The organism is Achromobacter sp. JD-1 (assembly GCF_038594925.1).
Taxonomy (GTDB): domain Bacteria; phylum Pseudomonadota; class Gammaproteobacteria; order Burkholderiales; family Burkholderiaceae_B; genus Achromobacter; species Achromobacter spanius_C.
In genome coordinates this window covers 149,952-164,698 of sequence record NZ_JBCGCS010000004.1, presented here as the reverse complement: position 1 = coordinate 164,698, position 14,747 = coordinate 149,952, and the positions used below count along the sequence as shown (strand labels likewise).

General features: G+C 62.7%; 10 protein-coding genes. 6 read left to right on the top strand and 4 right to left on the bottom strand.

Annotated elements, in window-relative coordinates:
* From WBR68_RS08455 to WBR68_RS08440, 4 genes are all read left to right on the top strand, one after another.
* A partial coding sequence (locus WBR68_RS08455) for a VCBS domain-containing protein (protein WP_230693922.1) occupies nucleotides 1-3,154 on the top strand: 3,154 nt, incomplete at its 5' end.
* A gap of 58 nt (nucleotides 3,155-3,212) precedes the next feature.
* Complete coding sequence (locus WBR68_RS08450; protein WP_127184100.1) at nucleotides 3,213-3,722, top strand: hypothetical protein; 510 nt, start codon at nucleotides 3,213-3,215, stop codon at nucleotides 3,720-3,722.
* 61 nt (nucleotides 3,723-3,783) lie between these two features.
* Nucleotides 3,784-4,467 (top strand): transglutaminase-like cysteine peptidase, encoded by a 684-nt coding sequence (locus tag WBR68_RS08445; protein WP_370641209.1) that lies wholly within the window; start codon nucleotides 3,784-3,786, stop codon nucleotides 4,465-4,467.
* 17 nt (nucleotides 4,468-4,484) lie between these two features.
* Nucleotides 4,485-6,431, top strand: a complete 1,947-nt coding sequence (locus WBR68_RS08440; protein ID WP_230693921.1) for a bifunctional diguanylate cyclase/phosphodiesterase — start codon at nucleotides 4,485-4,487, stop codon at nucleotides 6,429-6,431.
* Nucleotides 6,432-6,507: 76 nt separating this feature from the next.
* Here WBR68_RS08440 and WBR68_RS08435 read toward each other — a convergent pair whose 3' ends face one another.
* From WBR68_RS08435 to WBR68_RS08425, 3 genes are read right to left on the bottom strand one after another with little or no spacing between them, the layout of a single operon-like run.
* A complete protein-coding gene (locus WBR68_RS08435) occupies nucleotides 6,508-7,335 on the bottom strand; it encodes a M48 family metallopeptidase (RefSeq protein WP_050446414.1) in 828 nt (275 codons plus the stop codon).
* A 38-nt stretch (nucleotides 7,336-7,373) separates the two neighbouring features.
* Nucleotides 7,374-8,441, bottom strand: coding sequence for a chorismate synthase (aroC, locus tag WBR68_RS08430; protein WP_050446413.1), 1,068 nt, complete (start codon nucleotides 8,439-8,441; stop codon nucleotides 7,374-7,376).
* Between the two features lie 36 nt (nucleotides 8,442-8,477).
* Nucleotides 8,478-9,860: a putative bifunctional diguanylate cyclase/phosphodiesterase gene (locus WBR68_RS08425; protein ID WP_050446412.1), complete on the bottom strand. Its 1,383-nt coding sequence runs from the start codon at nucleotides 9,858-9,860 to the stop codon at nucleotides 8,478-8,480.
* Nucleotides 9,861-10,388: 528 nt separating this feature from the next.
* Here WBR68_RS08425 and WBR68_RS08420 point away from each other — a divergent pair.
* Both WBR68_RS08420 and WBR68_RS08415 read left to right on the top strand, forming a co-directional pair.
* Complete coding sequence (locus WBR68_RS08420; protein WP_230693920.1) at nucleotides 10,389-12,359, top strand: bifunctional diguanylate cyclase/phosphodiesterase; 1,971 nt, start codon at nucleotides 10,389-10,391, stop codon at nucleotides 12,357-12,359.
* Nucleotides 12,360-12,442: 83 nt separating this feature from the next.
* Nucleotides 12,443-13,918 (top strand): sensor histidine kinase, encoded by a 1,476-nt coding sequence (locus WBR68_RS08415; RefSeq protein WP_230693919.1) that lies wholly within the window; start codon nucleotides 12,443-12,445, stop codon nucleotides 13,916-13,918.
* Here the strand turns inward: WBR68_RS08415 and WBR68_RS08410 are convergent.
* The gene (locus tag WBR68_RS08410) at nucleotides 13,900-14,619 is read right to left on the bottom strand and encodes a response regulator transcription factor (RefSeq protein WP_050446410.1); all 720 of its coding nucleotides are present in this window, start codon (nucleotides 14,617-14,619) and stop codon (nucleotides 13,900-13,902) included. The two genes, WBR68_RS08415 and WBR68_RS08410, sit on opposite strands and share 19 nt — an antisense overlap.
* Nucleotides 14,620-14,747 lie beyond the last annotated feature (128 nt).

The following is a 14,747-nucleotide window of genomic DNA, read 5'->3' as shown; positions in this document are numbered from 1 at the left end:
GGCAAACGACACCGATCCGGATAGCGACACGCTGACCGTCTCGCAGGTCAACGGCCAGGCGGCCAGCGTGGGCGCGGCTATCGCTGGGTCCAACGGCGGCACCTTCACCCTGAACGCTGACGGTTCCTACAGCTTCAACCCCGGCACCGCGTTCCAGCACCTGGCGAACGGCGTCAGCGCCACGACGTCGATTGCCTACACCGTTTCCGACGGCGAAGGCGGAACGTCGACCGCGACCCTGACCGTGACGGTGACGGGCACCAACTCGGGCCCGACCTCCACCGCGATCGCCAACCAGAGCGGCGAGGATTCTCAGACGGTTGTGAGCCTGGATGTATCGAGCCACTTCGCGGACGCAGACGTAGGTAACGGCGACAAGCTCGCCTTCAGCGCCACCGGCTTGCCGGCCGGCCTGACGATTGATCCGGACACCGGCATCATCAGCGGCAAGATTGATCATTCCGCCTCGCAGTTCGGCGGCACCGGCGTACATACGATCACCGTCACGGCGACCGATATGGCTGGCGTGTCGACGACGCAGACGTTCAAGTGGAATATCACCAATCCGCTGCCGCAGGCTGATCATGACCAGGCCAATACTGACGAAGACACCTCCATCCAGGTCACCGACGTCACGAAGGGCGTGCTTGCCAACGACGTGGATCCGGATGGCGACCCGCTGCACGTCTCCGCGGTAGGCGGAAACGCCAGCGGCGTAGGCCAGGCGGTCGCGGGCCTGAATGGCGGCAGCTTCATCATCTACGCGGACGGTACCTACTCGTTCAACCCGGGCAATGACTTCCAGAACCTGGCTGAAGGCCAGCCTGGCCAGACCTCGGTCTGGTACACGGTTTCGGACGGCGAAGGCGGCACCAGCCAAGCCTTGCTGACCGTCACGGTGATGGGCAAGAACGACGCGGCCAGTATCAGCGGCTCAAGCTCGGGCCAGGTCTACGAGGATTCGTCGGCGTTCGCCACCGGCAAGCTCACGGTCTCCGATCCGGACGCCAATCAGAACCATGTGCAGGCCCAGGCAGGCGTGCCGGGTAAGTACGGCACGTTCACGGTCGACGCCAACGGCAACTGGAGCTACCAGTTGAACAACGCGCTGGCCGAGGTGCAAAACCTGAAGGCCGGCCAGACTTTGACCGAGAACTTCACCGTCGTTTCGCAAGATGGCACTGCGTCCAGCCCGGTCGATGTGACCATCGTGGGCACAAACGACGCGCCGGTCTCTGGCGACACGTCCGCCCACCTGGCTATCGGCACGTCTTACGTGCTCAAGACGTCCGACTTCCCGTTCAATGATGGCGTGGAGAACGACAGCTTCCAGAGCGTGGTCATTACCCGCGCCCCTGGCGCCGGTGAAGGCAGTCTGATGTTCAACAATCAGCCTGTGACCGCTGGCCAGGTCATTACCGTGGCGGATATCCAAGCCGGCAAGCTGGTGTTCACGCCGTCAAGCGCGGGCGGGGACGCCACGTTCGACTTCTCGGTGCGGGATTCGGGCGGCACCGCCAATGGCGGCCAGGATACATCGGCCGACCACAGTTTCACGCTGAGCACCGACAAGCTCGTCGTGGGCAACAACGCCAGCAATACGGATTTGAACGGCGGCGGTGGCAACGACATCCTGGTGGGCGACCGCGGCGGTTCCGTCACGGCTGTGGAACCGGGCAAGAACTACAACATCTCGCTCATCGTCGACGTATCCGGCAGCATGACCCAGGAGATCGGCGACACCAATGTGTCGCGGATCGACCTGCTCAAGAGCTCGCTGGTGTCGCTGGCCAATCAACTGGCCAATCACGATGGCGTGGTGAACGTACGCCTGATTCCGTTTGCCGACAATGCGCAAAAAGGGGTGACGCTGAACAACCTGACGTCGCAGAACGTCCACCTGTTGCTCACTGCCATTGATGGTTTGCAGGCCGACGGCCAAACCAATTATCAAGATGCCTTCAATAAGGCCGTGGCCTGGTTCAACTCGCAGGTGTCGGGCGGCAAGGACGCGGCTCACGACTACCAGAACCTGACTTTCTTCCTGACGGACGGCAATCCCAACGTCTACGGGTCCAACGGCAACCAAAGCAAGGGGGCGATGCAAGAAGCCGTCGATGCGGCCAAGCCGCTGGTGGACGGATCCGGCGTGCTGGTTGGCGACAACAAAGTCGTCATGTACGGCATTGGCATCGGTGAGGGGGTTAACAGCAACTATCTGCGCTTCTTCGACAACACCGACGCCACGGGCACCGGCTCGCAAGTGGTTAAGGAAACCAGCGGTTGCAGCAGCAACGAGTACACCGTCACCGGCACGGTCGGTCAACCCCAGATCGTCCACAACGCCAACGACTTGGACGCCGCGCTGCAAGGCGGCCATTCGTCGACCGAGCTGGCTCCCGTCTCCAGCGACACGATCAACGGCGGCGAAGGCAACGACATCATCTTCGGCGACACCATCAATACCGACCACCTGTCGTGGGCTGGCCACGCTCAAGGCACGCACGACGGTCAGGGTTGGCAGGCACTGGTGGACTTCATGACGGCGCAGAAGAACGGCGTTGCCCCGACCACCGCGGAACTCTTCGACTATCTGCAGCAGCACAGCGCAGAATTCGACAAGCCGGACGACACCCGTGGCGGAAACGACTTCCTGTACGGCGGCAAGGGCGACGACACCCTGTTCGGCCAGGGCGGCGATGACTACCTGCACGGCGGCGAGGGCAAAGACACCCTCTACGGCGGCACGGGCAAGGACATCCTGGTTGGCGGCAAGGGTGACGACACCCTTATAGGCGGCGCGGGCAGCGACACGTTCCGCTGGGAGCTCAATGACCAGGGCACGGCAGCCGCGCCCGCCGTGGACCACATCAAGGACTTCTCGTTGGGCACGCCCGCCAATAACGGCGACGTGCTCGACCTGAAGGACTTGCTGCAACACGAAGAGAACAACCCGCTGACCGACTATCTGCAAGTCACCAAGGTCGGCAACAACACGGTGATCAACGTCAGCACCAACGGCGACCTGCAGCACAACGTCGACCAGAAGATCGTTCTGGAGAATGTGGACCTTACCAACAACGGTTCGCTGACGAGCGCTCAGGTGATCAATGACCTGTTGAACAAGGGTAAACTCATCGTCGACCATCATTGACCCACCCGCCACGCGATCCGGCCCGGCGGGCCGGATCGCGGGTTTATTCTCGTATCCCATGCCCAAGCATTTTTTTGAACGCGACCAGCTCCTGACCTGGTTCAAAGGAAACGCCACCGCGGCCGATTACGTGGACATGGTGTGCCGTATCGCGCATCTATGGGACGACCTGATCGACCGCGACAAGGACGTCCCTGACGAGGAAATCAATCAGGGCTTCTTCGAGGCGCTTGTACGCTTGCCTCGGAATGCGTTTTACCGCACGCATTTCGATCACCTCAATGCGGTGCTCATCAATGCCGTCTCGAATTGGCAGATTGCCACCAAACTGGAACGCGATGGTGGGAATTACGAGAAGAGCATTGCGTTTGTTCTGCGCTCATCCTACGCCGACCTGATCACGCAATCCGCGCTGATCGTGGGCGGTGAAAAATGGGCATGCCAAGTAGGCGAGGAAGTCCGCAAGGCCACACATGGGGAAACCTATGACGGCTATATCAAGAACCTCACCCAGGAGGCGTCGGACCGCGCTCGCATGAAGGCCGCCCGGCAGGCCAGGCAGAATTAGGCAGCGGCCTGAGATCCCGAAAGAACTGCACCCACATGCGACCAGATTACTTGCCCCTGGAATCATGCTCCGCCGCCGCCCGCTTCGGTTGAAACGGGTTATCGGCCTTGGCTTGCTTGGCCTCACATGCTGGTGGGGCGGCACTTTCGCAATCGAGATCGATGCCGTCAAACTGCAGAACCTGGCGGCAAGTCGCTACGGCGCCAAAAGCGCCAGATCTGTCTCCAACTGGCTGCAACTGCTGCGCAATCCGCCGCCCCCGCAAGAGCGGGACAAGCTGACAACCGCCAACGATTTCTGGAACCAAACCCTGCTGTCCAGCGAAGACAGCACGCTCTGGAAGCAGGCCGACTACTGGGCCACGCCGCTGGAATCGCTGGGCCGAGGCGCCGGCGATTGCGAAGACTACGTCATCGGCAAGTACTTCACCCTGTTGGCCATGGGTGTGCCCGCCAACAAGCTGCGTTTCATCTACGTCCGCGCGCGCGTGGGCGGGCCGGCCAGCAGCAGCCAGGTCGCCCACATGGTGCTGGGCTACTACGACACCCCAAACGCCGTCCCGCTGGTGCTGGACAGCCTGATTTCAACCATCCTGCCTGCCACGCAGCGTCGCGACCTGACGCCGGTGTTCAGTTTCAACGCCGACGGTGTCTACGTTGATGGCAAGGCCGCCGCGCCGGTTGACCGACTCAGCCGCTGGCGTGATCTACTTCAACGCATGGAACGGGACGGCATACGCCCCTGATGTCCGGAAACAAGACTATGTCCATACTTCGACAACTACTGCTCAGCGTCACGCTTGCGATCGGCGTCATCCTGCTGGGCACTTTGGCGCTCAGCATCAATTCGGCACGGGAATACCTTTCCGGCCAGTTGCAGGTGCAAAGCACCGATGCGGCGGTGTCGCTGGCGCTGTCGCTGTCACAGCCTGCCAATAACGATCCGGTGCTGCAGGAATTGCTGATATCCGCGCTGTACGACGGCGGGCATTTCTCGCTGGTGCGCCTGGCCGACCCTGAAGGCAAGGTGCTGATCGAACGCAAGTCCACCGCTACGCCGAACGCGGTTCCCGCCTGGTTCCAGAAGCTGGCGCCGCTGGACACGCAACCGGCCAGCCACGCGGTCAGTGACGGCTGGCGCCAAGTGGGTGAAGTGACCTTGATCGCCAATGATTCCTATGCGTGGGAAGCTCTGTGGCGCAGCAGCGTGAAGATGATCGCGCTGGTGGTGGGCGCCGGCGTGTTGTGGGCCGTGTTTGCCTTTGTGCTGGTGGGGTGGATCAAGAACCGTCTGCTGCGCGAGATCAGTGACCATGTCCGCAGCATCGGCCGAGACGCGCCGCCCGAGCAGGTCGAAGCGCGCGTGCCCGAGCTGTCCGGCGTGGTGCAGGCCTTGAACCAGACCCGCGAGCGTGTGTACGCCAGCGTGGAAGAACAGAACGCCAAGATCGAGTCGCTGGAACTGGAACTGAATCAGGACCCAGTCACCCGCTTGCCGAATCGCAAATATTTCGTGAACGAGTTCCGGCGCGCGCTTGAAGCGCCGACCGTGACGGGCGGACACGTGCTGGTGTTTCGCCAACGCGACTTGGCTGACTTGAACCGCCACATGCCGCGCGAATTCATCGACCAATGGCTGCGCGCCGCGTGCGAACGGATTCAGGGCACGTTGAAGACGCTGAACGCGGCAGCGCCGTTACTGGCGCGCCTGAACGGTTCGGACTTCGCGTTGCTGCTGCCCGGCTGCGCGGCGCCCCAGGCCATGATGGTGGCCGAGCAACTACGGGCCGACCTGCATGCCACGCGCATTCCCGTGGGTGAAGGCCATCTTTGCCGATGGGCCTTGGCCATGACGGACTACAGCCGGGGCAACCAGGCCGGCCCGGTGCTGGCGCGCCTGGACTTTGGCCTGATGCGTGCGGAAAGCGCCAACAACGATCAAGTCGTCATCGCGGGTGCCACGGATATGCAGTCGCCGTCGGAGTCCGGAGAGCGAGCCTGGAAGGATGCCATCCTGTCCGCGCTGGAAGAGAAGCACTTTGAACTGGCCACGGAACAGCTGCTGGCGGCCGATGGCTCCGCCCTGCGCACCGAGGCCATGCTGATGCTGCGCACGGCTGCCGACCAGGTTGCCATTCCCGCCACGCTGTTCATCCCGCCCGCGGTGCGGCTGGATCTGGTGGCTGATTGCGACCTGGAGTCGGTGCGTCTGGGGCTGGATTGGCTGGCCACTCATGACCGCGAACTGGCGGTGCGGGTTGCCCTGCCGTCCTTGCGCGGTCAAAAGTTTTTCCGCCAGCTGGCGCTGCTGCTGACCGAACGGCGGCCCTTGGCCCCGCGCCTGTTCTTGGAGATTGATGCGCATGGCTTGGTGGAATGCCACGAGCAAATCGCCACGCTGGCCCGCGTGGTTTCGGATTTCGGCGCGCATATCGGCGTGCGCCGCCTGGCGCAGCAGTTCGGCGCGGTGGCCCAATTGCACACGCTGCCTTTGTCCTACGTAAAACTGGGTGGCGGCTTTGTGGGCGGTATGTCGCAAAGCCCGGGCAGCCAGCAGTTGACGGCATCCGTATTGGAAACGGCGCGCGACTTGAACATCGACGTCTACGCCGAAGACGTGCCGGACGCTGAAACGCAGCGCATCCTGGCCGGTCTGGGAATCGAGGTCATGCGCGGTCCCGGTGTGAAGCGGGCGGTAACGCCAGTCTAGTCGCACCGCGCATCAACGAATAAGCCGCCAGGAAGACCGGGCGGCTTATTTTTTTGCGGACTCGCGGATGACGCCGCTACTTCTTTGCCTGTTGATACAACGGCAGCACCTGCTGGGCAGCGGCTTGCAGATCGCTGATGCGGGACTCGGCCGACGGGTGCGTCGACAAGATTTCCGGCGGCGCATTGCCGCTCTCGGCCGCCCCCATCTTTTGCCACAGCGTCACGGCGGCGCGCGGGTCATAACCCGCCCGGGCCGCCAGTTCAACGCCCATGCGATCCGCTTCCGTTTCATGCGTGCGGCTGTTGGGCAACGAGAACATCACGTCGGTAAGCTGGCCGCCCAGGTCGGAAGCCGCGGTCGAACCCGTAGCGATGGACAGCACCGACAAGCCCAGGTTCGTTGCCATTTGCTGTGACACGCGCTCACGCGCATGTTCCCGCAGCGCGTGGGCAATCTCATGGCCCAGCACCGCGGCAAGCTCATCGTCGGTCGGTTTGATCTTGGAGATCAGGCCCGTATAGACGGCAATCTTGCCTCCGGGCATGCACCAGGCGTTGACCTCGTTGCTGGACAGCACATGAACTTCCCACTTCCAGCCCGCCGCATCCGGCCGAAAAATGCCCGCCTGGGCAATCAGCCGCTGGGAAATGGTGCGCACACGCGCCAGTTGCTGTGCGTCGCGGTCCAACAGGCCCTTGGCTTGAGCTTGCTTGAGAATATCGGCGTATTGCTGGCTGGCTTCCTGCTCCAGCGCCTGAGACGGCACCAGGCTGGACATGTATTGCGTGCGGTTGACGCCAATGGCGCCGGACTGCGTGGTATTCATGCCGGTACAGCCGCCCAACACGGCCAGAGCAAGCGCTGCGCCCGCGCCGCGCAACAAATGACGTTTACGATTCATGACGGCCTCCTGGAAGCGATAGCGAAAATACCGGGGGATTAGAGGGGATCGCCACATTGGCCGCGATGGCGCAACGCGTGGTCGATCAACACCAGCGCCAGCATGGCTTCCGCGATGGGGGTGGCGCGAATACCTACGCACGGGTCATGCCGGCCCAGCGTCTGCACCATGACCGGTTCGTTCGCGCGGTTGACCGAGCGGCGTTCGACGCGGATGCTGGACGTGGGCTTGATGGCCAGCGACACGGTAATGGGCTGGCCCGTTGAAATGCCGCCCAGCACGCCGCCGGCGTGGTTGGTCAAAAATCCATCGGGCGTGATTTCGTCGCCGTGCTCGGAGCCGCGCTGCGCAATGCAGTCAAAGCCCGCGCCGATGGACACGCCCTTGACGGCGTTCAGCCCCATCATCACGTGTGCGATGTCGGCGTCCAGGCGGTCGTAGATGGGTTCGCCCCAGCCCGCGGGCAGGTTTTCGGCGACGACTTCGATGCGCGCGCCCACGGAATCGCCATCGCGGCGCAACTGGTCCATATAGGCTTCCAGTTCCGGCACGACGTCGGCATTAGGTGCGTAGAAGGGATTGTTTGGCACCTCGTCCCAGGACAGGAACGGGATCGCGACCGGGCCCAACTGGCTCATGTAGCCACGCACCTTGACGCCGTATTGCTCGGCCAGCCACTTCTTGGCGATGGCGCCCGCGGCGACGGTGGGCGCGGTCAAGCGGGCCGATGAACGGCCGCCGCCGCGCGGGTCGCGCACGCCGAACTTGCGCCAGTAGGCGTAGTCGGCATGGCCGGGCCGAAACGTGTCGGCAATGTTCGAATAGTCTTTGCTGCGGGCATCGGTGTTGCGGATCAGCAGGCCAATCGGCGTGCCGGTAGTGACACCTTCATATACGCCCGAGAGGATTTCGACCTGATCGGCTTCCTGGCGCTGTGTGACGTGGCGCGAAGTGCCTGGGCGGCGGCGATCCAGTTCCAACTGGATATCGGACGCGTCCAGGCTCAACCCCGGGGGGCAGCCATCCACCACGCAGCCGATGGCCGGCCCGTGGGATTCGCCGAAATTCGTGACGGTGAAAATAGTACCTAAGGTATTGCCGGGCATAGGGAGTCAACAGGTCGGGTTTGCGAGCAACCCCGATTATGACACCGCCAAAGCCAAAGCCTGGATTTCAGAGGCTGGCGCGGGTCGGCCAAGCAGAAAACCCTGCATGACGCGGCAACCCAGTGATTTCAGGATTTCACGCTGGCCCTCGGTTTCAACGCCCTCGGCCACGACGGGCAGGCGCATCGCCTGGCACAGCCCAAACAGCGCCGAGACGACCTCGCGGCTACCGGCGTCGGATTCCAGCGCGGAAATGAAGCTGCGGTCGATCTTCACCCAATCAATGGGCAGATGGCGCAAATGGTTCAGGCTGGAATAGCCGCAACCGAAATCGTCAAGCGCAATGCCAATGCCTTGGGCGCGCAGGGTGTTCAGCATCTTCACCTGCCTTTCGTAATGCAGGATGAAAATGGATTCCGTGATCTCCAGCACCAGTTTGCGAGGCGACAGTTGTGTGGAAGCCAATACGTCGGACACCAACTGCACCAGCCCATCTTCATTCATCTGTTTGACGGACAGGTTCACATGCACGCGCCAGGCCGGCGGCCATGACACGGCCTGCGAACAAGCGCGTTCCAGAATCCAGGCGCCCAGCGGGACAATCAAGCCGCTGCGCTCGGCCAGTTCGATGGTAACGGCGGGCGACACACTGCCCAGTGTCGGGTGATGCCACCGCAACAGGGCTTCACACCCTTGCACCATGCCAGAGCCGCTATCGCAGACCGGCTGATAGAAAAGCTCGAATTGCTCCATGGCAGGCGTGGTCAGGGCCAGCCGCAGATCGTTCTCCAGCCCCTGTTCGTCCCGATGCCGCGCCAGAAGCCGGAAATCAAATAAATTCCATCCAGGTCCGCCACGTTCTTTCAGAGGCACCAACGCCACCTGCACGCAGCGTTGCAGTTCTTCGACCGTTCGCCCATGTTCCGGGTATAAGGCCGCGCCCACCCTGAACACGGCAATCAAGGGACGCCCCCCCAATTCGTAGGGTTCGCTCAAGTCTTCCAGCAGTTTGGTGGATACCTGCGCTGCTCCCACCTCGTCCACTTCCGGCACGCAGACGGTAAAGGTATCGGTGCCGCTGCGTGCAACCAGGCCGCCCAGCGTGCGGGAGATCAAGCTCAGGCGGTTGGCGACAAGCACCAAAAGCGCCTGATCTTCACCCGCGCGCAGCATGGCGCTGATTTCGGCATATTGCTCGAAGCTAACAAGAAAAAACGCGCCTCGGCGCGCCGGCCCGTCTTTTTGCGCCAGCCAGACGCGAACGCGCCGATGCAGTTCTTGCTGACTCAGGACGCCAGTCAGTTCGTCGCGCGTCAGACGCTGACGCAGCGCACGGTCCCGACGGACGAAAAACCAACTAATCGCTGCCAGTGCGCCCGCGAGCGTCAGGCACAGTGCGAGCAGGTAACTCTCACGCACGGAGCCCCCTATCTAGATACCTTTGGCGTTGCGGTCCAGGAAAGAACCCAAAGGCTGTAACATTTTTTAAATTATGCATTATTTTCGCAAAAAAACGCCACACTTCGGAGGCAACGCGCCTCTTTTCCTTGAAATCTGAAGGCTCTTTACTCGCTTGTGGGTGGTCATGTCGGTCCTTGGTAGCAGAATGCCGGCCGGTCCTAGGACCCATGCCCTGCCCTTACTACGACAGCGAAGCGCCAAAAATTAATACGCCCTGTCTCAATAGTTCTCAACTTAAAGATCGTCACAATCGAAATAATTGCATAGCTCGTCTGACGTTGCGCCGAATTTCGTAATATTCTGTACGTTCTGTGACATGCCGAATTACAGTGTAAGCGGTGCCGCTGAGGTATTAGTAACGTGTGTCACGTTTCTTATCCAGGCTTCGTTACGTCGGGCGCCTTCGTCGCCGCGACGCCCCCTTTAACCGGCAGCCATCCAATCTTCGACACGCGCGCTTGCTGCCCACAAAGGGAACTCAACCACATGTCGACATTACGCCGATTACTTCTTTGCACCGCCCTTCTGGTCGGCTTCATTCTGCTCGGCGCCCAGGCGCTGGGAATGCTGGCCGCGCACCGCTATCTGAACGCCCAACTGGCCCAGCAGAGCGAAGGCGGGGCCAGCGCGTTGACGTGGGCACTGGCGCATGCCTCGTCCAGCCCTGAAGAAAGGGCGGCGCTAGCCGATGAGTTGTTCGAACAAGGGCTGTATGCGCTGGTGCGTATCACTAACGACAATGACGCCACCATCATCGAGCGAAGCAAGCAACCTTCCGGCGCCCACCCGACCGGCGATTGGCGCAACGCCTGGCTGAACGTTCAAGCCCCCCCGATATCACGCCCGTATGTGTCATTGGACGGCGGCGCACGCGGCACCGTGACGGTACAGGCCGACACGCGACTGGCGCGCGACACGTTGTGGCAAGGCGGCGTCCGGGTCTTGGGGCTGGTATTGGCCGCAGGGGTCTTCTGGTCGCTCTTCGCCATGAATCTGGTGCGATGGATAGAGACACGGACCTCGCGCGACATCTGCGAACGCGTCCGCGCCCTGGCGCCCGGCAACAATGCCCCGCCAAGCGGATCATGCGAGCTGGCGGGTGTGGACCAGGCCCTGGTCGACGCACAGCGCCGGGTTGCGGCAACCGTCGAGGAACAGAACGCGAAGATCGAATCGCTGCAAAGCGAAATTTACCGGGACCCAATCACCCGCCTGTCGAACCGCAAGCATTTCATCGACCAGTTCCGGGCGGCGCTGGCCGACAAGTCGGCGGATTCGGGCGGCCACGTCCTGATGTTCCGCCAACGCGACCTGGCGCAGATCAATCGTCATCTGTCGCGAGCGTTTACGGATCAGTGGCTGCGCTCATCCTCTGACCGCCTGCGCAAGCTGGTTGCCGAATTTGGCGGACCTACGGCGCAACTTGCCCGGATCAGCGGTTCGGACTTCGCCCTGCTGATGCCTCGCACATCCGCACCGCAGGCCAGCGTGCTGGCAGAACGGGTGCGACGCGAACTGCGCTCGTTGCGGGTGCCCATGGACAAATACGGATGGTGCCGCTGGGCGCTGGCGATGGCCGCTTATGCCCCCGGCGACAACATGAGCGATACGCTGGCGCGGCTGGACCACGCCCTGATGTGCGCCGAAAGCGCCGAAGACGATCAGATCACCCCCGCCAGCCAAGCCGCCGACAGCACCCGCATCGGCGAATACAGTTGGCACGACGCCTTGGTCACCGCGCTGGAACAGCATCGTTTTTCGCTATCGGTGCAGCCGCTGTACGCGGTGCATGGCGAACTGCTGCACCACGAAGCCAGCCTGACGCTGCACGACACCACTGATGGCGACCCCGTTCCGGCTTCGATTTTCATGCCGCCCGCGGTTCGCCTCGGGCTATCGGCCGAATGCGACATACAGGCCATCCGCTTGGGGCTGGACTGGTTGTTCACGCACACTGCGGCGCTGACGGTGCCGGTGTCCTTGGCATCGCTTGCACAAAGCTCGTTCCTGTCGCGGCTGGAGCGCATGCTGGCCGACCGCCCGGCGTTGACGCTGCGCCTGATCATCGAGGTCGACGCCGACGGGCTGATCGAGCAAGCCGCCGACTTGCGCCAGCTTTGCGACATCGTCATCGCGGCGGGCGGCCGGGTGGGCCTGTCGCGGCTGTCGCAGCAGTTCGGCGCAATGGAGCGGCTGCATGAATTCCCCGTCTCGTATTTGAAACTTTGCGGCAGCTTTATTACCGGCTTGCTACATAGCCCCGGCAGCCAGCACCTGGCCGCCACCGTCATGACCACTGCGGCGACGCTGGGCATGGCGGTCTACGCCGAAGACGTTCCCGACCTGGCCACCCAGGACATCCTGGAAGACCTGGGCGTCCGCGCGATACGCGGGGCTGTCGTAAACTTCGCCCTTACGCGCGAACTCGCGCCGGATGATCAATGGGTTCCTAGTTGACGGAAGGACTGTTTCTTCGCACCCGCTGTTTTCTTCGCCAACGCGGTGCACGACGCGCCACCGCCGGACCGCAGGCGTTCTTGTTGCGGCTCGGCATGCTGGCTTGCGCGTTCTTCTGGCCTGGCGTGGTGCTGGCCCATGGCCTCTTATCCCCCTACGAAGACATCCAGCTAGGCTTGACCGCTGGCGTAGCACTGACCTGCGGCCTGGCGTGTGTGATCGCCTGGATCTGCACCCGATCATCGCTTTTCGGCGCCGGCCTGGCCTTCATGTTGCTGGAAGGCGTCTTGCGCTCATTACCCACGTTGCTGCCGCCGGGCGCGCTGCAAGCCGGCTCTTACGCCGCCCTGCTGGCCTTGACTGCCCCCCTGCTGACCCCTTCGCCCCAGGCCGCCAGGTTGGCGACTGCCTGTCGCGGCGTCAGCATGGCGCTGGCATGCGTGGCCGCGCTGGCGCTGATCTTCGTCTATGAAACCGAAAACGGGCTGATCCCGGCCGTCATTGCCGGCACGTGCGCCTGCCTGAGCGTGGCGCTGACCGCCTGGTTCGTGGTGCAGGCCGTGCAACGCAAAGCCGGCCGCCCCCTGGCAATGGGCTTGGCCTGTATATATGCAGCATCGGCGTGGATGCTGGGCCAAGACGCCTGGCTATCCAACGGCGCCGACACCACGGCTACGCCAATTGAGCTTGCCCGGCTGTGGCTGGTGGCCGGCGCGCTGCTGGGTGTGGCGCTAAGGTGGCAGAGCCATGGGTCCATTGCCACGCGCCGCGGGGCTCACGACCACACCGATGCCGAGCAGGTTGCACAAGGCGAACTGCGCGTGGCGGAACTGGCGGGCGCGCTGGACACGCAACGCCAGATGAACGCCTTGATCTCGCATGAACTGCGGGCGCCCTTGGCCACCATCAGTGCCGCGGCGCAATCGCTGGACATGATCTTGTCCGACAGCGGTGAAGCCGTCGACACGCGGCTGGCCCGCATCCACCGCTCGGTTGCGCGCATGATGGAATTGATGGATCAGTTGCTGAACCAGGACCGTTTGGGCGACCAGGCCTGGACGCCTCGAGGCGAACATACCGACCTGGCCGAACTGGCCCGCGACGTGGCGACCGCGATGCAGCCGGACACCGCGCACGCGCTGGTGATTCAGGCCGACGCCCCCCTGCCCGTGTTTTGCGACCGTCCGCTGACCAGCGTGGTGGTGCGCAACCTGATCCACAATGCCATCAAGTATTCGCCGGCCAACGAGCCCGTCAGGATAGAGACCGGGCAGGTCCTTGTGAGCGACACGCAAATGGCATGGCTGGCCGTAGTGGATCGCGGCCCGGGCATTGAAGAATCAGACCAGGCTCGCGTGTTTGAACCGCATTTTCGGCGTTCCGCGCATCGGGAAACGCAGGGTATGGGTATCGGGCTATATCTGGCACGCCGCATTTGCCAGAACCAGGGGGGCACACTGACCCTGCAGAGCAAGGTCGGCGTAGGCACCCGGTTTGTGATCACGCTGCCCGCCAAGCCGCCGGGCCAAACCGGTACGGATCAGGCGGCGAACACGTAGCCTTGGCCGCGCACGGACAAGACCGGAAGCTTGAGGCCGGCGGTTTGCGCCTTGGCGCGCAGTCGGCTCACCAGCACATCGATGCGGCGCAATTCGAACCCGCCCGGACTTTCAGGCAAGAACAATTCCGCCAGCACCTGACGGCTGACCGCGTTGCCGGCCGCATCCATCAAGGCCATCAGGAACGTCCGTTCCTGCGCGCTCAAGTGCAGCGACGCACCGTCCGGCGCCACCAGTATCCAGCCCCCATCCTGCAAGGACCAGGTGCTGTCAGCCGATGCCCGCGTTTCTGCGTCGGCGGGACGCGGCGCCTTGGCCAGCCGCATCCGACGAGCCAGGCTGCGGATCACGGAGCTGAGTTCCAGCAGGTCCACGGGCTTGGTCATGTAGACGTCGGCGCCGCCCTCCAGGCCGCGCACCCGATCTTCAAGGGCGCTACGACCTGTCAGCATGACAATGCCCACCGGACTCAAGGCTCGTAACCGCGTGGCGACGGAAAAGCCATCTTCGCCAGGAAGATGCGCGTCCAGGATGACGATGTCGCACGGCTGCTCCTGCAACCGGCGATAAAACGCCGCCGCATTGTCACAAGCAAACGCTACTCGAAAACCATAGCCGCCCAAGCCTAACGCCAGTTCCTCTCGGAAGTCGGCGTCATCCTCAAGCAGACCGATACATAGCAAACCATCTGCGCCAGGCATATTCAGAGTGCTTTATGTTGAAAATTGTCGACAAATGCCCCATGGATGCGGTATGCAATCCTGAGTGTCCAGCAGGCGACAATCTTACGAGATTTACAATGGAAACGAATGATTGCAGTGAAAAAAAG

Coding starts and splice junctions, on each gene's coding strand:
- WBR68_RS08435 (WP_050446414.1), bottom strand. CDS start 7,335: ATGAATCGTAAACGTCATTTGTTGCGCGGCGCGGGCGCAGCGCTTGCT.
- WBR68_RS08450 (WP_127184100.1), top strand. CDS start 3,213: ATGCCCAAGCATTTTTTTGAACGCGACCAGCTCCTGACCTGGTTCAAA.
- aroC (WP_050446413.1), bottom strand. CDS start 8,441: ATGCCCGGCAATACCTTAGGTACTATTTTCACCGTCACGAATTTCGGC.
- WBR68_RS08410 (WP_050446410.1), bottom strand. CDS start 14,619: ATGCCTGGCGCAGATGGTTTGCTATGTATCGGTCTGCTTGAGGATGAC.
- WBR68_RS08420 (WP_230693920.1), top strand. CDS start 10,389: ATGTCGACATTACGCCGATTACTTCTTTGCACCGCCCTTCTGGTCGGC.
- WBR68_RS08440 (WP_230693921.1), top strand. CDS start 4,485: ATGTCCATACTTCGACAACTACTGCTCAGCGTCACGCTTGCGATCGGC.